Origin of the sequence: Paraburkholderia caribensis (genome assembly GCF_002902945.1) — a bacterium.
Taxonomy (GTDB): Bacteria; Pseudomonadota; Gammaproteobacteria; order Burkholderiales; family Burkholderiaceae; genus Paraburkholderia; species Paraburkholderia caribensis.
The window spans coordinates 1474327-1491031 of the sequence record NZ_CP026103.1; the positions used below are offsets into that span (position 1 = coordinate 1474327).

Below are 16705 nucleotides of genomic sequence, written 5' to 3' on the forward strand. Positions count from 1 at the left end.
ACCATGAACCAAGATCACGTACCCGAAGCATGCACGCCGTCCCGCTGGCAATTCTGGATCGACCGCGGCGGCACCTTCACCGATATCGTCGCGCGTCGGCCGGATGGCTCGCTGACCACCCACAAGCTGCTCTCCGAAAACCCCGAACACTATCGCGACGCGGCCGTTGCGGGCATCCGTCATCTGCTTGGCCTGCGCGAAGGCGAAGCGATCACGCCGCGCGATGTCGAGATGGTCAAGATGGGGACGACCGTCGCGACCAATGCCTTGCTCGAACGCAAGGGCGAGCCCGTCGCGCTGGTGACCACGCGCGGCTTTCGCGACGTGCTGCGAATTGCGTACCAGAACCGTCCGCGCCTCTTCGACCTCGACATCGCGCTGCCCGAAGCGCTCTATCAGCGCGTGATCGAAATCGACGAACGTGTGAGCGCGCAAGGCGACGTTGTCGTGCCGCTCGATCTTTCCGCCACGGAAGCAGCCTTGCGCGAGGTCTTCGACGCGGGCATCCGCGCGCTGGCCATCGTGCTCGTTCACGGCTATCGGCACACCGCGCATGAGCGCGAAGTCGCGGCATTGGCGCGGCGCATTGGCTTCACGCAGGTCTCGGTTTCGCATGAGGTGTCGCCGCTGATGAAGATGGTGTCGCGCGGCGACACCACCGTCGTCGACGCTTATCTGTCGCCGATCCTGCGCCGCTACGTCGATCAGGTGGCGAGCGAGATGCCCGGCGTGAATCTGCAGTTCATGCAGAGCAGCGGCGGCCTTACGCGTGCCGATCTGTTTCAGGGCAAGGACGCGATTCTTTCCGGCCCCGCAGGCGGCATCGTCGGCATGGTGCGCGCGGCGCAGACGGCGGGCTTCGAGCGCGTCATCGGCTTCGACATGGGCGGCACGTCCACCGATGTATCGCACTTCAACGGCGAGTTCGAGCGCGTGTTCGAAACGCAGGTGGCGGGCGTTCGCATGCGTGCGCCGATGATGAGCATTCACACGGTGGCGGCCGGCGGCGGCTCGATACTCGGCTTCGACGGCGCACGTCTGCGTGTCGGCCCTGCGTCGGCGGGCGCGAACCCCGGACCGGCCGCGTACCGGCGCGGCGGCCCGCTCACGGTGACCGACTGCAACGTGATGCTCGGCAAGATTCAACCCGATTATTTTCCGCATGTTTTCGGTCCGCATGCCAACCAGCCGCTAGACCGCGAAGCGGTGGCGACACGCTTTCGCGCACTCGCCGACGAGATTTGCGCGGCGACGGGCCAGCGCCGCACGCCGGAAGAGATCGCGGAAGGCTATCTGGAGATCGCGATCGGCAGCATGGCGAACGCGATCAAGAAGATTTCGGTGCAGCGCGGCCACGACGTGTCGCAATACGTGCTCACGACCTTCGGCGGCGCGGGCGGCCAGCATGCATGCGGCGTGGCCGATGCGCTCGCCATGACGAAGGTGTTCGCGCACCCGCTCGCGGGCGTGCTGTCGGCGTTCGGCATGGGTCTCGCCGATCAGACCGCGATGCGCGAGCGCGCGCTCGAAATCGTGCTCGACGACACGTCGCTTGCCTCCATCGACGCAGCGCTCGATGCGCTCGTCGATGAAGCAACCCGCGTGCTGCTCGATCAAGGCGTCGACGCGGCGCGCATTTCGACGGCGCGGCGTGTGCACCTGCGCTATCAGGGCACCGATTCGGCGCTCGCGGTCAATGCGGGCAGCGTACTGTCGATGCGCGCGGCGTTCGAAGCGGCTTATCGGCAGCGCTACGCGTTTCTCATGGCGGATACGCCGCTCGTGGTGGAACTCGCCTCCGTTGAAGCAATCGGTCATTCGGATGCCCAGCCGGTGGCAGGCAGCATCGCCGATCGCCCTGCCGGCGGCGCGCCCACGGCCGCCGCGACGGTCCGCATGTATTCGGGCGGCCGCTGGCACGACGCGTCGCTCTATGCGCGCGATACGCTGATGGCGGGCGACACGCTTGACGGCCCGGCCATCATCGCCGAGAAGAACGGCACGACCGTGGTGGAGCCTGGCTGGCAGGCGGCGCTGACGGGCGACGGCAACGTCGTGATGACGCGCGTGCTCGCGCTGCCGACGCGCCGCTCGATCGGCACGCAAGCCGACCCGGTGCGGCTGGAGATCTTCAACAACCTGTTCATGTCGGTGGCCGAGCAAATGGGTCTGCGTCTGCAGAACACTGCCTACTCGGTCAACATCAAGGAACGGCTCGACTTTTCGTGCGCGATCTTCGACGCGGCCGGCCATCTGATTGCGAACGCGCCGCACATGCCCGTGCATCTGGGCTCGATGGGCGAAAGCATCCGGACCGTCATCGAACGCAATCGCGGCACGATGCGCGACGGCGATGTGTTCATGCTCAACGATCCGTATCACGGCGGCACGCATCTTCCCGATGTCACCGTCATCACACCCGTGTTCGCCGACGGCAGCGAGGAGCCGCTCTTCTACGTTGGCTCGCGCGGCCATCATGCGGATATCGGCGGGATCACGCCGGGCTCGATGCCGGCCGCTTCCACGCACATCGAAGAAGAAGGCGTGCTGATCGACAACTGGCAGCTCGTTTCAGCAGGTGTGCTACGCGATGCCGAAACGCGCGCGTTGCTGGCGTCGGGTCGCTATCCCGCTCGCAACATCACGCAGAACATGGCCGACCTGCGCGCGCAGGTCGCGGCCAATCAGAAAGGCGTAGACGAACTGCGCCGCATGGTCGCGCAATTCGGCCGCAACGTGGTGCTCGCCTTCATGCAGCACGTGCAGGACAATGCGGAAGAAGCGGTGCGCCGCGTGATCGGCGCGCTCAAGGACGGCGCGTATCGCTATGCGCTCGACAACGGCGCGGTGATCGACGTGGCGATCCACGTCGATGCTTCCACGCGCAGCGCAACGGTCGATTTCACGGGCACGTCGGCACAACTGCCGAACAACTTCAATGCGCCGAAGGCGGTCTGCATGGCAGCCGTGCTCTACGTGTTCCGCACGCTGGTGGGCGACGATATCCCGCTCAACGCCGGTTGCCTGCGGCCGCTTTCCGTGATCGTGCCGGAGGGTTCGATGCTCAATCCCGTCTATCCCGCTGCCGTCGTGTCGGGCAACGTCGAAACTTCATCGGCGATCACAAATGCGCTGTATGGCGCGCTCGGTGTCGTGGCGTCGAGCCAGGGCACGATGAACAACTTCACGTTCGGCGATGCGCGCTACCAGTACTACGAGACGATCGCGGGCGGCAGCGGCGCGGGAGACGGCTTCAATGGCGTCGATGCCGTGCAGACGCATATGACCAACTCGCGCCTGACGGACCCGGAAGTGCTCGAATGGCGTTACCCCGTGCGGCTCGAATCGCATCTGATCCGCACCGGTTCGGGCGGCGCGGGACAGTGGAAAGGCGGCAATGGCGCGATCCGGCGCATCCGCTTTCTCGCGCCGATGACAGCCTCGATCCTGTCGAACAACCGCATCCACGCGCCATTCGGCGCGGCAGGCGGCGCTTCGGGAAGACAAGGCAGCAATCGCGTCGAACGGGCGGACGGCGAGATCGTCGCGCTGGGCCATATCGCCAGTGTCGAGATGGCGGCGGGTGATGTGTTCGTCGTTGAAACGCCTGGCGGCGGCGGTTTCGGGCGGATTTGACGCGGCTTGCGGCGAGCCGTTGCGCAGCGCGGCTCGCGTTACCTTCTGAAGAGACAGAGCGGCGCACGACCTTCGGCGCCCCTGCGGGCAAGACCGGCGCACTGACACATCGTGCCCGTCTTCTGCCATGCCTATGCGGCACCCGCTTCAGTGCAGGTCATTCCGTTACCCCGAGCAGATGTTCGATGTGTTCTTCAACACGGGCACGCGCCTCGGTGATCGCGTGATCCGTGGTCCGCGAAACAAGCGGAAAGTCGAGACCATTGCCCTTGAATCTCCCCGCGTAGTGCACCCATGACCGATACGCGTACACGCCCGAATCGCGCCGGGCCAGGTTGATCGTCACGTCGTAGGTACGCTGCATGCCGCTCGCGCGCGTGTAGGGAAACTTGTGGACTTCCGAGTGAATCATGGATACCGCCTCCGGGTGTTCGATTCCACGTGACGCTTCGTGCTGGCGAACATATTGGCCCGGCCTCGAAACGCGCTAATCGTTGCAGACGAAACCGTTGCGCCTCAAGGAAGATCGACGGCAGTTTTGTGTGCGGAACCGGCTTGCTTTGACGGGATATCGCAGGGCGGCAACGGCATCGGTTCGTTATCCGCGAATGCCGTGCCGCAGCGCACCGCAAACGCGAACGCGGATTGCCGGTTCGCGAAGTGACCGAGATCGCCAAGCGACGTCGCCTCGCCATCCTCTTCGAGAATGGCGACCCGGGCGACAAAGGTATTGCCGCTTCGTGCGACCGACGGCTGAATCGCTACGCCGTGGTGATAGAAGTGCATATCGCCTCCTCAGACCCTTATATGGAGACCCCGCTGCGGACTGGATCGCGCCAACGGTGTCGGAAAGTCCTGACGACATTGTAAGCTATTTGTCAGAATTCAGGAGCCGGTGCGCGTCGATGACGCAGTGGGACGTGTTCCCGGTTGCCGCGTGGTGTGCGAAACGCCAACTCGTCTTCAGCGCACATGTTCGACTTCATCGAATGTGTTCATCGGGAGGACCGTACGGCAGACGGTGACATTGCGTTCAGCATGTGACTACCCGAACAGGCTACGCGTGCGCTGCGATCTCATCTATTCCCTCATCAAGGAAACACCATGCTTCAGTTCTACTTCCACCCGTCTCCCAATCCTCTCAAGGTGGCGCTTCTGCTCGAAGAGCTTGAAACACCATTCGAGCTTTCCGCCGTCGATACTTTCAAGGGAGAACAACACGCGCCCGCGTACCGGAAGATCAGTCCGAACGGCAAGGTCCCGGCCATCGTCGATGACGGTGTGACCGTATTCGATTCGCACGCGATTCTTCTGCACCTCGGCGCAAAGCATGGGAAGTTCGTCCCCGCCGCGCCGTCGCAGCATGCCGCGATGCTCTCGTGGCTCCAGTTCGTCGCGACAGGGCTGTCGCCGTTTTCCGGCCAGGCCGTGCATTTCCTGCACCATGCACCGGAACCGCTGCCGTATGCGCGCAACCGTTATCTGAAAGAAGTCGAGCGTCACTATCGCATTCTCGATGAGCGTCTCGCGAGTTCGCCGTATCTGGCGGGCGACACTTACTCGATCGCCGATATCGCGCTGTGGGGCTGGGCGCATTTCGCCGGCTATATCCTGGGCGAAAAGGGACTCTCCGACTATCCGCACGTCAAGCGTCTGGTCGACGAGATCTCGGCGCGTCCGGCGGCTATCCGCGCGCTGGCGCTGAAAGACAGGCAGGTGTTCAAGGCCGAGTTCGACGAAGAGACTCGCCGCGCGCTGTTCCCGCAGAACGCCTCGCTCACGGCTTAAATAGCCGCGAGAACTCGCGCGCCGGTCGTCTGGAACGGCGAGTTCCGGCGCGTTGCAGACCGATGCTGTAGTGTTACAGCTTTCCTGCTCTCGCAGCCGGCGTCGCAGATACCGGCTAATCGAATCTACTGCTATGAAGAAGATTGGCTTTCTCTCCTTTGGTCACTGGGCCAATTCTCCGGGTTCACAGGCACGATCGGCAGCCGATGTACTTCTGCAATCCATCGACCTCGCCGTCGCCGCCGAAGAACTCGGCGCTGATGGTGCGTTCTTTCGCGTCCATCATTTTGCTCAACAGCTTGCATCGCCCTTTCCACTTCTCGCCGCAATCGGCGCGAAGACGCGCACGATCGAGATTGGAACGGGTGTCATCGACATGCGCTACGAGAACCCGCTCTACATGGCAGAAGATGCTGGCGCAGCCGATCTGATTGCTGGCGGACGCCTGCAACTCGGTATTAGCCGAGGCTCCGGCGAACAGGTTATCGATGGCTGGCGCCACTTCGGGTACGCGCCAGAAGAAGGCGAGACGCACGCCGATCTGGCACGCCGTCACACGGAAGTGTTTTATGAAGTGCTGCGAGGCAAGGGTTTTGCACAGCCGAATCCGCGCCCCATGTTTGCCAACCCGCCGGGACTTCTACGCGTCGAACCTCATTCCGAAGGACTTCGTGAGCGCGTCTGGTGGGGCTCGGGCTCCAACGCGACGGCCGTTTGGGCCGCGAAAATGGGCATGAACCTGCAGACGTCCACACTGAAGAACGACGAAACGGGCCGTCCGCTTCATATCCAGCAAGCGGAGCAGATCCAGGTTTTCCGTGACGCATGGAAAGAGGCCGGGCATACGCGAGCGCCGCGCGTGTCGGTCAGCCGGAGTATCTTCGCGCTCGTGAATCAACAGGACCGCATGTATTTCGGACGGGGCACGCAGAGCAAGGACACAATCGGTTTTCTCGACGACGACGTCCAGAAGATCTTTGGCAGGAATTACGCTGCGGAGCCCGACGTTCTCATCGAAGAACTGGCAAAAGACGAAGCTATTGCGGCAGCCGATACGTTGCTACTCACCGTGCCTAACCAGTTAGGCGTCGAGTACTGCGCGCACGTCATAGAATCGATTCTCACGCATGTCGCTCCGGGTCTCGGTTGGCGTTGACGCGCGGGAAGACTGCCAGAAAAAATTCCCGCCATTTCCGACGATGATCCGGCGCGCCGCGTGGGGACCCACTGCACGGAATCCGTCCGGCGGGATTCCATCGTTCCGAACTCAACTCCCCTGGTAGATATCACAGGACAATCCGACGACACACGGCCCGCCATTCCTTCCTCGTCCGCTTCCACTCGATCCACCTGGCTGAGGACCGACGGAATCGTATTCATAGCGATTCATCGAACTGGCGGGCTGCGCCATTTGTGGTTGGGACATCGTCGCAGCGGGCGCCATTTGTGGGTCGGCGCTTCCGGACGGCTGTTGCCATGTTGTCTGCGCATACGCAAAGTCCGTGACCGCGGACAATGCAGAAACTACCAATAACGAAGCCAAAAGAACTCTCATTTCTGCACCTTTGTCGATAATGCAATTCGATTCAATCCGATAAGGATAACGAATCGAAATACATTGACTTGAAGAAAAAACAGACTTTCGGTTGCCGATTGAGGAAAAGGAAGCCTGCTCCGGCCAGCAGCGTGACTTTTATGATCGGAGGCATCCTCTGAAGAGGTCACAGGGGCACATGTTTAGGGACGCGCCTTTTCTTGTCCTCCAGTTATAGACCCGTCCTCAAAGGAAATCCAGCGCCGAACACACCCGTGCCAGTTCTGCTGTCAAATCGCGCACGGCATCGGCGAGCGCGCCATATACATGTAAATAGCCGGACGGCGGCCTTTCAACCATAACAGGTCCGTAAGCATGCAGGGTCGACTCTGATGGCATACATTAGTACAGCAATGCCCAAGTCACGCCATCCACTCACTGGAGTTCGACCATGAGCTACGACCCCGCCGATACGGCAGTTGTGTTTATCGATCCACAGAACGACGTGTTGAGCCCTACGGGCAAAAACTGGGGCGCCGTCGGTGCGAGCGTGACCGAAAACCGAACGGTCGAAAATATGGTGAAAATCTTCACGGCAGCCAAAGCAGCGAAGTTCAGCGTGTTCATTTCCCCACACTATTTCTATCCGACCGACCGTGCATGGAAATTCAACGGCCCACTGGAGGCAGACGAGTTTGCGACAAGCACCTTCGCACGAGCGGGGGCGCTGAACCTGAGCGGATTCGAGAAATCGGGGGCCGACTGGCTGGATGAGTTCAAGCCGTTTATCGAGGACGGCGAGACTATCGTGGTGAGTCCGCACAAGGTGTTCGGACCGCAGACAAATGACCTGACACTGCAACTTCGAAAGCATCGCGTGCAAAAAGTCGTGCTGGGCGGGATGCTAGCCAATATGTGTGTCGAGTCTCACCTGCGCGACCTGATCGAGCAGGGTTTCGAAGTGTGCGTCGTCTCCGACGCGACGGCTGGGCCGCGTCATCCGATCTGGGGCGACGGTTATAAGGCGGCGATGATCAACTATGCGTTTCTTGCGCATGCCGTTGTCACGACCCAGGAGGTCGTAGACTCGATGACGGGAAGGTAGCTGCGCCTCAAACCACGCGTCGCGCGTCGGCACCACAAGAGCGATCAAAAGCATCGCATCGATCACATGGCTTCCATCCAATAAATGACGTTCATCATCTATTGCATAAATGATGACCGTCATTTATTATCAACGTGCTCCCGATCCGCTATTCGGGCTTTTCTTGCGCACAAACCAATGCCGCGCGCCGTCACCGACGTTCCAGTCGAGGAAATTATCATGCCACTTGTACGTATCGATCTCGCAGAAGGTCAATCCGCCGAGTATCGCAGTGCCGTCGCCGACGAGGTCTACAAGGCGATGACTACCACGATGAACGTGCCCGTCAATGACCGTTTCATGGTGATCAACGAGCACAAGTCCGGCAACTTCATTGCCGATCCGACCTATCTGGGCATCGAGCGCTCGCCTCAATGCATCATCGTGCAGCTCACATTGAATGCGGGCCGCGATATCACACTCAAAAAAGCCTTCTACAAGGCGCTGAGCGAAGGTCTTCACGCGCGCGTCGGACTGCGGCGAGAAGACCTGTTCATCAGTCTCGTCGAAGTGCCGAAGGAGAACTGGTCGTTCGGCAACGGCGAAGCACAATACGCGCAATAAGCGCAGGGGCGACGCGCGCCGCACTCACCACGGAGGGCCCGGATGCCTCGCGTATCGAAGGAACAAACCGACAGGAACCGCTTGCTGATCGAGGCGGCGTCCGCGCGCCTCTTCAAGGAACGCGGGCTGAATGGTGTCTCGGTCACCGACATCATGGCGAGCGCGGGGCTCACGCATGGCGGGTTCTACGGCCATTTCGAATCGAAGGACGAACTCGCCGCCGTGGCGTGCGAGCGTGCATTCGGTGAATCCGTGGTGCGCTGGAGAGCGCTGGTCAAGGACGATGCGGGCGAACAGGCGTTCGTCGACGCGCTCGCGAAGCACTATCTCAGCCCGAAGCAGCGCGACGAGCCCGGCGGTGGCTGCCCCGCCGTCGGTCTCGCTGCTGACGTGGCACGTGAGGAGACGACCAAGCCGGTGCGCGGCGCCTATGCGCAAGGGCTCAAGTCGATGTTCAGCCGGCTCGCGTCGTTTGCGGGTCCGCGCCCGTCGAAGCGAGCGCGTCAGCGCGCCATCGCCCGCCTTTCGATGCTGGTGGGTGCGGCCACGCTCGCGCGCGCGGTGCGGGGCGATCCGCTCTCCGATGAAATACTGACGGCCGTGCGCGATTATCTGCACGACAGTTTCCAATAGCGGTACCGCCCGTTAGCGCTGCCATCGGCGCGTTCGCCTCTTCTGAAGAACGGCACGGAACGTCCGGCGAGCCAGAGGGAGATCGTTCGACGCAAGGATGGTATTCACCCACTACGACGCAGCGCGAAAAGGAATCACCGCCAGCAACTGCGCCACTCCCGCGTGCAATTTGCGTTTGCTGGCACCGTCGGCGGCCTGGACGGACAGGCCGGAGAAAACGGACATGCACAAGGTGGCAAGCGCCGCGTGGTCCACGTCGCGCGCGAGTTCGCCCTGTTCGACGGCTTTCTTCAAGCGTTTTTCTACGGTACGCGTCATCCTGAGACGCAACCCCTGAAGAAAGTTTCGCAGCTCGACGTGCTCCGCGCCGATCCCCGCGCCGCCGAGAAAAATCATGCATCCACGAGAACGCTGTCCGCTCGTGAAAAGGTCGATGCTTGCATCGAACATCGCTTCGAGGCTTTCGCGCAAAGTCGCGCGCGATTCGAAGTTCCTCAACGCCGCGCCGCCTTCAGCGCGCACGTAAAGCTCGATCGCCTCGCGATACAGGCTTTCCTTGTTGCCGAATGCCGCGTAGATGCTCGGCGAGTTGACGCCCATTGCATCGACGAGATCCGACATCGAGCACATGTCGAAGCCTTTTTCCCAGAAAAGGTCCATGGCGCGCCTGAGCGCCACCTCGCGTTCGAATGCTCTCGGCCTGCCGCGCCCTTTGGTTTCGCCGCCACTGGCTGGCTCCATGTCCCCTCTCTCCGGGCATGCAATTGTCGCAAACCCACGAAAACTGAATTCTATGTCGATCATAACAAAAATATGGACGCACGCACTGAGCCTGTGCTTCAATATATGTAATAGTCGTCACAAAATATCGTGCCCATCGGGTAGATGCGATGGTCGGGCGGTTTAACATCTTAAGGATTGTGCAATGAAGCTGATTTCCTCTTCCCTGTTCGCTGCCACGTTGCTGGCCGTGCCGATGGTATCGCACGCGCAAGCGGTTTCCGAGGCGAAGGCTGACTCGCCCGTGTACACCGTATTCGTCGATGCGCCCACGGGCTACACGTTCGTGAAGTTGCCGGACGGCTGGAAATTCGTCGGCGCTGTGACGCAGGAAGACGCGCGCCTCGTGCAGGCTGGCTCGGTGCCGAAAGCACACTCATCGGCGAAGCAGTCGAGTTAAGCAGAGGTTGGAAGTACTCAAAAGGCAAACGCCGCTTTTCGTGCGAAGAGCGGCGTTTGTTGTTACCGCGTTGCGTTTAGCGGCTGACAGGCCGCGCGAAACAGCAAACCGCCTCATCCCCGTTTGGGATGCTCAAGAAAGAATCGCAGCATCTCGGCACTCGCGTCCGGGCCGCTCGGGTCCGTATAACTGCCGCGTGCATTACCGCCCGACCACGCGTGTGGCGCGCCATGAATCGTCCACAGCTCCGCCTCGTTTCCATCGGGGGAAACAAGCTTCGCGACGGTACAGCTACGCCGGCCCGCTCCGGCCTGACGCCGTACACTGCCGTCAGGCCGCGCGTCGAAACCCTGCACCAGTTGCGTAGCGTTCGTGACGTGAACCGTGGCGTCCGCGTCGCCATGAAAGACGATCATGGGCCGCTTCGGTGCGTCTTTGGCGGGCTTCCCGTGCGCGGTCGCGCTGCGGCGTTTGCCGCCTTTCATTGCGGCGAGCGCAGAGGGCAAATCGTGCGCGCAGCCGGCTGGCAGACCGGAATGCACGCCCGCCGCCGCGTACAGGTCAGGGTAGGTGGCGATCATGATCGCCGCCATCGCGCCGCCCGCAGACAGGCCCGCGACATACACGCGCGACCGATCGACATTATGGGCCGCGATGATCTCGCGCGTGATGCCTGCGATCAACGACGGCTCGCCATTCTCGCGGTGCTGATCGTTGGGTTTGAACCAGTTCCAGCACTTCGACGGATTGGCCTGTTGCGGCTGCACCGGATAAGCGACCAGGCATCGATGCTGCTCGGCAAGCGCGTTCATCTGCGTACCTGCGGCAAAGTCGTCGGCGTTCTGCGTGCAGCCGTGCAGCATCACGATCAATGGCAGCGGCTCACCGACTGCGCCCGCTGGCACATACAGCCGATACTGCCGCGAGCCCGCGGCGTTCGAATACGCATGCGTGCTGAAATGCCCCCGGTCTTCGACGTCGTCGGCATGTTCTCGTGCGGTATGTGGCGTGACATCCTTGGCTATTGTCCCGGCGAACGGAAAAACGGCTGGATCTCGCGCCGCGTCGCTCACGCCATCGACAACGTCGCCTCGCAGCGCGCGTTGTATGGCTTGCGTCGCTTCGGCGGGACCGCGAGTACGCAGCAAGCTCATCGCTTCGTGCATTGAATTCATGAAACCTTCGTCGAATTTCATCGTTTGTGTCCGGTTAGCGGAAGTGGGTATTGCGCAGCCTGATCAGTGGATTCTGTCAGCGAGCGCCGTCTTGACGGCAGGCGAGGCGTGAAACGCGCCGAGCACCGTGACGCTTTCGATGGTGGCGAGCGCAAGTTCGGGCGTGACGTCGCTGGCAATGCTGGCGAGTCCCAGCACCTGAATGGTGAGGCGCTGGCGCGCGGCGCGAACCGCCTCGAGGTCCTGCCGCGAAAAATGCTGGAGTCCGAGCACGAGGGCACGGCGTGTCACCGTGTCCTGCACGACCTGCGCATGAAGAGCAAGCTGGTTGCGAATGGCCGTCCGGATCAGGTCGGTCCGGTTCGAATAAAAGCCTTCTTCGACCAGCAGATCGATCTGTCCGAGATCGACGGGGCCGAGGTTGATCGTGATTTTTTCCGACTCGCCGCCCTTGGGACGAATCAGCTCGAGTGCAGCGGGTTTCTTCATTTTTCCATCCTCTCACCATCCATATGGATGGTTATAGGCTGGTTTTTGTCGCACCGCAACATCAACATTCAGGGCCGGTACACTTTCTGGCGCCCCAGGAACACGCATTACAGCAGGCTGGTAGTTGCGGAATCGATAGGCAGCGAATGCTCGTCCGGAACTCGGCGTCGCTGTTCCAGAAGGTGGACAGTGAACTGGTCCCCGAAACTCGGGCAACACTGGAAGCTGCGCAACGTTCATTCGATGCGGCAAACGCTACACTTGCGAAGGACTCTCCGCTTCAAGCCGATGTCCATCAGGCGCTGGGCGAATTACGTCGAACCCTTGTCAGTCCTGGACACTGCCGGAATATTTGCAACGGCATTCTGAATCACTTCTGTGGGGCAAACCGGACCGCAACTGAACCCATCGCGTCGGGGAAGTGCCAACGGCGCACGGCGCGAACAACGACAAAGAGGGAGATCGCCTGCCGTGAAGATATTTGCTGTGGTCGCTGTCGTTTGCGGTTTGCTTGCTGCGCCGGCTTTTGCCGCCAACGTCGACTTCGAAGAGGTCAAGATCGCCAATGGCACGGAACCGCCATTGACGGCCGGAATCTGGTATCCGACCAACGCTGCCGCAGCCGGGCAAACCGTCGGCAACTCCACGGAGACTGTCGCACGTGATGCGCCCGTCGCCGGGCGAGGCTTGCCGTTGATCGTGATCTCGCACGGCGGCGGCGGATGGTACGACAGCCACTATGACACCGCCATCGCGCTGGCCCACGCCGGCTTCGTGGCAGCGGCGGTGAGCCATGCGGGTGACACGTTCGACGATCAGAGCCGCGTTATGCAACTATGGCGTCGTCCCGTTCAACTGCACCGACTGGTGGACTACATGCTGGACGAGTGGGCCGATCATGAGCATCTGGACAAGGCGCGCGTCGGCGCATTCGGCTTCTCCAATGGCGGCTTCACCGTACTCGTGACGGTGGGCGGTGTGCCGAAACTGTCGGAGATTGCTCCATATTGTCACGCACACGCGGATCACGACCTGTGCAGCGCGCTGCAGCATGCCGGAGTCAATCCCGATCTGGCTGAGGCGGTGCCCGCGAGCATGTGGGTGCGGGACCCGCGAATCAAGGCCGCGGTGATTGCGGCTCCCGCTTTCGGGTTTGCCTTTGGACGCGAGGGCTTAAGCGGCGTACGTATCCCAATCCAACTGTGGCGTGCCGCCGATGACCGTCATCAGCCGGACCCCTACTATGAAGAAGCGGTGCGCACCGGCCTGCCCTATCCGCCTGAATATCACGTCGTACCGAACGCAGGACACTACGATTTTCTGCCGCCCTGCAATGCGCGCCTCGCCCGCAAAATGCCCGCCCTTTGCAATAGCTTGCCGGGCTTCGATCGCGCGGCGTTCCACGAGCAGTTCAATGGAGATGTGGTCGATTTTTTTCGCACGACGTTGCACTGAGTCTTCCTGTTCCCCGGCACACAGAAAATCGAGCCCGGCAATGAACGAAACAAAAATGACCTTTTCCCCAATGAAGATCAGCAACACCGGGATTGCCAACCCGACCGGCTATCGCTATTCGCCCCGAATAGTCGAACCCATCACGCGTCAAACGGGACCCCTCAGCGCCTCCACGATCCCCGCCGCTGCCCGCGCGGCCACTTCACACCCGAGCACGATATGGGCCTCCGAAGTATCCTCGATGAAATCGTGACTGACGCCGCCAATGCTCGGCACGAAAAGCATGCATGCGGGAATGTGATGCGCGATCACCTGCGCATCGTGAGACGCACCGCTCGGCATATGAATCCACTGGCCCGGTGCGACCGCTTCGGCCGCTTGCGCAATGCGCTGCTGCAACGCCGTATCCATTACGACCGGCTCTTCCGGGCCGTCGCAAGGTATCAGTTCGACCTGCACGGCGTGCTGCAAATTCCACTCGTCCGCTAACGCAGCAAGCGCGCTTTCCATCGCATGCAGCCGCTCGGAGTTCCCGTCACGGAACTGCAAGTACATATCGGCCTTGCCGGGCACCACACTGAACGAACCGGGATCGAGATCGATCCGGCCGACAGTCCACACCGTGTCCGCATCCGCCAGGCGGCCAAACGCAGCATCGATACGCGCGATGAACGCAACCAGCGCCGCTCCCGCGTCGCGCCGGATGGACATCGGCGTCGTGCCCGCGTGATTCCGCTGCCCGGTGAAGCGCAACTGAAATTCGCGGATGCCGACGATCGTCGTCACCACGCCAATCGACTTCCCCGATGCTTCGAGCCGCCCGCCCTGTTCGATATGCGGTTCGAGATACGCGCGTTGTCTCGTCCGATCAAGCATCACGCGCGGCACGTCGGCCACGCCTGCCTGTGCGAGCGCATCGCCGAGCAACAGGCCGTCACGATTGCGCGCGTGCTGCAACGACGCATCGATTGCATCGCCGACGAAACTGCGACTGCCAAGGAAACTCGAAAACGCGCCCTCTTCGTCGATCCACGATGCCACGTCCACCGCGAAGTCGCGTGTCGCCGCGCATTCGTCGAGGGCGCGCGCGATTTCGAGGCCGTAGATCACGCCGAGCGCGCCGTCCAGCCAGCCGCCCGTCGGCTGCGTGTCGGTGTGCGAGCCGATCACGAGCGCTGGGCCGGACTTGCGCGAGCGCCCGAACACCGTCCCGACACCATCGATGGTTGCGTCCAGCCCGGCATCGGTCATCCGGCTGGCAAGCCAGCGGCGCGCGTCCATATCGACCGGCGACAGCGACAGACGCACCACGCCGGGTCCATTGGCGCCAAAGTTACGCAAAGCCTTGAGATCGTCGAGCAGACGAGCGGGATTGATGCGTGGGAAGTCTTGCACGCGGGTCCTCCGAAACAGGCGTATTTGGGCAAAGCGTGATTTTCGCATCAACCCAATGAACTCGCGCCGGGTGGGGCCTTCACGCGTTGGACCCGATGTCTAAAGGACTTTTGTCCTCTGTAGCAGGCGCCGCGTCGACGCTGCTCCGGGCGAGGATTTCCCGCTGACCGATACCGGCGCTGAACGGGCGGGCTGTCCCCTTGGTCCTCGTCTACGCTGTCGATGCGCCGCCCCGACAGCCGGCCAGGCCGTCGCCTGATTTCCCGGCACAACAGTTTTTCACGCCGGGAATAAATCTCCGATCCGCACGGTATTGCCTCGTGCGTCCACAGCGTTGCAGACCTTTGCCCACTGGGCGAGAGGCGCCTGTACATGCGAACCGTGAGTGCCGTTGACGCGTTCGAAACACGCGTGCGTGCCCAGAACCAAGAACAATGCTTTCCAGTTATCCGCCTTAATCTTGCGCGGGCGGATACCTACACTGCATTCAACGGTTCGCAAACGCGATTGTTTGAAAACTGAACCGAATACCGGAGGTAACTATCATGAAGTCCCTGATCCACGCCGTTGTCATTGCCGCAGCCCTCGCTGCCCCCGTAGCCGCATTCGCCCAGTCGAACCAGCCCGTCACCCGTGCGCAGGTACGCGCCGAACTCATTCAACTCGAAAAGGCTGGGTATCATCCCGGCGATGGTGACAACACCAGCTATCCAGCAGAGATTCAGGCAGCCGAGGCTAAGGTTGCTGCGCAGAACAATGCGACGGGCATGGGTGGCGTCACGAGCGGATCGTTTGGTGCCGGTCACGCTGCCGTTTCGAAGGCTGATTGGGACGCGATGTACAACCGTCCGTAATATCCGCGCGACCTGATGTGAAACCGGCCTGCGGTCTCTGCCGAATCCGGCCGCAGGTCAAAGTCGTTCTACATTACCTCCGCCGTCGAGTCCCTCTCGACGGCTTCGCACAGACCTCAACGGTCTGTGCGTCTTTTTTTGGTTCGCCGGGACCCTATCAGAACCGCGCGCGCATGCCTACAGTGCCGACAACCTGATTGCCCGTCGACCACGCGCCTCGTCGATTGCACTTTTGTATTGGCTGTCATACTTTGGTCTGGTTGGCTTCCTGCCGGACGATGCTTGCGCGCCCAGGCGAACGTCACCGTGCCGCACACCATTGAACCGGTCGAACCCTTCGCCCATATCGCGTTCGTACCGTCGTCCGCTACGCTGCACTATCATGGTCGGCTCAGGAGGACGCATATGTGTACCTGCGAATCGACCCCGCACGACGTTGGTCGTGCACGAACCAGGCTGTCATGGCAGACATGCGAAACCCGCGATACCGCAAAATCCGGTTGCTGATCGTGACGGCATGCGCGTTGTCCGCGTCCGTGCTGATCAACGGCTGTCAGTCGGCAGCGACGCCACCCGCGACCGCGACCGGGAAGATCGCCCCTGACGATGCTACGCTCGCCGCCCGCGTGAAGCAGGCGTTACTCGCGGACGCGGGGCTGCGGTCGTTGCCGATCAGCGTAGCGACATATCGGGGCGTCGTGCAGTTATCGGGCTACGTGGATTCGGAAGCACAGATTCAGAGGGCGCTCGCCGTGACGCGCGGCGTGCCGGGCGTGCAATCCGTAAGCAACGATCTGCACGTCAGGGCGCAATGACGCGCCATTGCCGGATCGACCCTGCGTAGCCGTCGAACTTTGT

General features: G+C 61.7%; 16 protein-coding genes. 10 read left to right on the forward strand and 6 right to left on the reverse strand.

Features of this window, described 5'->3' with window-relative positions; translation table 11 throughout:
• Positions 1 to 3 precede the first annotated feature (3 nt).
• On the forward strand, positions 4 to 3636 hold the full coding sequence (locus C2L66_RS36190; protein WP_060610510.1) for a hydantoinase B/oxoprolinase family protein: 3633 nt from the start codon (positions 4 to 6) through the stop codon (positions 3634 to 3636).
• 157 nt (positions 3637 to 3793) lie between these two features.
• On the opposite strand, the gene C2L66_RS36195 is transcribed toward C2L66_RS36190, so the two are convergent.
• Both C2L66_RS36195 and C2L66_RS36200 read right to left on the reverse strand, forming a co-directional pair.
• Entirely contained in the window at positions 3794 to 4048 is a 255-nt protein-coding gene (locus tag C2L66_RS36195; protein WP_060608747.1) for a hypothetical protein, read from the reverse strand.
• A 104-nt stretch (positions 4049 to 4152) separates the two neighbouring features.
• Positions 4153 to 4422: a hypothetical protein gene (locus C2L66_RS36200; RefSeq protein WP_060608750.1), complete on the reverse strand. Its 270-nt coding sequence runs from the start codon at positions 4420 to 4422 to the stop codon at positions 4153 to 4155.
• Positions 4423 to 4740: 318 nt separating this feature from the next.
• Between C2L66_RS36200 and C2L66_RS36205 the strand changes: the two genes are divergently transcribed.
• From C2L66_RS36205 to C2L66_RS36225, 5 genes are all read left to right on the forward strand, one after another.
• Entirely contained in the window at positions 4741 to 5424 is a 684-nt protein-coding gene (locus C2L66_RS36205) for a glutathione S-transferase family protein (protein WP_060608753.1), read from the forward strand.
• Positions 5425 to 5557: 133 nt separating this feature from the next.
• A complete protein-coding gene (locus C2L66_RS36210) occupies positions 5558 to 6580 on the forward strand; it encodes an LLM class flavin-dependent oxidoreductase (protein ID WP_060608756.1) in 1023 nt (340 codons plus the stop codon).
• Positions 6581 to 7409: 829 nt separating this feature from the next.
• Positions 7410 to 8063 (forward strand): isochorismatase family protein, encoded by a 654-nt coding sequence (locus C2L66_RS36215; protein ID WP_054930944.1) that lies wholly within the window; start codon positions 7410 to 7412, stop codon positions 8061 to 8063.
• A 219-nt stretch (positions 8064 to 8282) separates the two neighbouring features.
• Complete coding sequence (locus tag C2L66_RS36220) at positions 8283 to 8666, forward strand: tautomerase family protein (protein ID WP_054931031.1); 384 nt, start codon at positions 8283 to 8285, stop codon at positions 8664 to 8666.
• Positions 8667 to 8708: 42 nt separating this feature from the next.
• On the forward strand, positions 8709 to 9299 hold the full coding sequence (locus C2L66_RS36225) for a TetR/AcrR family transcriptional regulator (RefSeq protein WP_060608760.1): 591 nt from the start codon (positions 8709 to 8711) through the stop codon (positions 9297 to 9299).
• Positions 9300 to 9410: 111 nt separating this feature from the next.
• On the opposite strand, the gene C2L66_RS36230 is transcribed toward C2L66_RS36225, so the two are convergent.
• Positions 9411 to 10040 (reverse strand): TetR/AcrR family transcriptional regulator, encoded by a 630-nt coding sequence (locus C2L66_RS36230; RefSeq protein WP_060608763.1) that lies wholly within the window; start codon positions 10038 to 10040, stop codon positions 9411 to 9413.
• Between the two features lie 184 nt (positions 10041 to 10224).
• Here C2L66_RS36230 and C2L66_RS36235 point away from each other — a divergent pair, with 184 nt between their 5' ends.
• Positions 10225 to 10479: a hypothetical protein gene (locus C2L66_RS36235; protein ID WP_054930947.1), complete on the forward strand. Its 255-nt coding sequence runs from the start codon at positions 10225 to 10227 to the stop codon at positions 10477 to 10479.
• A 113-nt stretch (positions 10480 to 10592) separates the two neighbouring features.
• Here C2L66_RS36235 and C2L66_RS36240 read toward each other — a convergent pair whose 3' ends face one another.
• Together C2L66_RS36240 and C2L66_RS36245 are read right to left on the reverse strand one after the other, a co-directional pair.
• Positions 10593 to 11675, reverse strand: coding sequence for an extracellular catalytic domain type 1 short-chain-length polyhydroxyalkanoate depolymerase (locus C2L66_RS36240; RefSeq protein WP_060608766.1), 1083 nt, complete (start codon positions 11673 to 11675; stop codon positions 10593 to 10595).
• Positions 11676 to 11717: 42 nt separating this feature from the next.
• Positions 11718 to 12143, reverse strand: coding sequence for a hypothetical protein (locus tag C2L66_RS36245; protein ID WP_054930949.1), 426 nt, complete (start codon positions 12141 to 12143; stop codon positions 11718 to 11720).
• A gap of 507 nt (positions 12144 to 12650) precedes the next feature.
• Between C2L66_RS36245 and C2L66_RS36255 the strand changes: the two genes are divergently transcribed.
• Entirely contained in the window at positions 12651 to 13598 is a 948-nt protein-coding gene (locus tag C2L66_RS36255; RefSeq protein ID WP_233445060.1) for an alpha/beta hydrolase family protein, read from the forward strand.
• A gap of 147 nt (positions 13599 to 13745) precedes the next feature.
• On the opposite strand, the gene C2L66_RS36260 is transcribed toward C2L66_RS36255, so the two are convergent.
• Positions 13746 to 14993 (reverse strand): Zn-dependent hydrolase, encoded by a 1248-nt coding sequence (locus C2L66_RS36260; RefSeq protein WP_060608772.1) that lies wholly within the window; start codon positions 14991 to 14993, stop codon positions 13746 to 13748.
• Between the two features lie 545 nt (positions 14994 to 15538).
• Here C2L66_RS36260 and C2L66_RS36265 point away from each other — a divergent pair.
• Both C2L66_RS36265 and C2L66_RS36275 read left to right on the forward strand, forming a co-directional pair.
• Entirely contained in the window at positions 15539 to 15847 is a 309-nt protein-coding gene (locus tag C2L66_RS36265) for a DUF4148 domain-containing protein (RefSeq protein WP_054930952.1), read from the forward strand.
• Positions 15848 to 16317: 470 nt separating this feature from the next.
• Positions 16318 to 16662, forward strand: a complete 345-nt coding sequence (locus C2L66_RS36275) for a BON domain-containing protein (protein WP_060610514.1) — start codon at positions 16318 to 16320, stop codon at positions 16660 to 16662.
• Positions 16663 to 16705 lie beyond the last annotated feature (43 nt).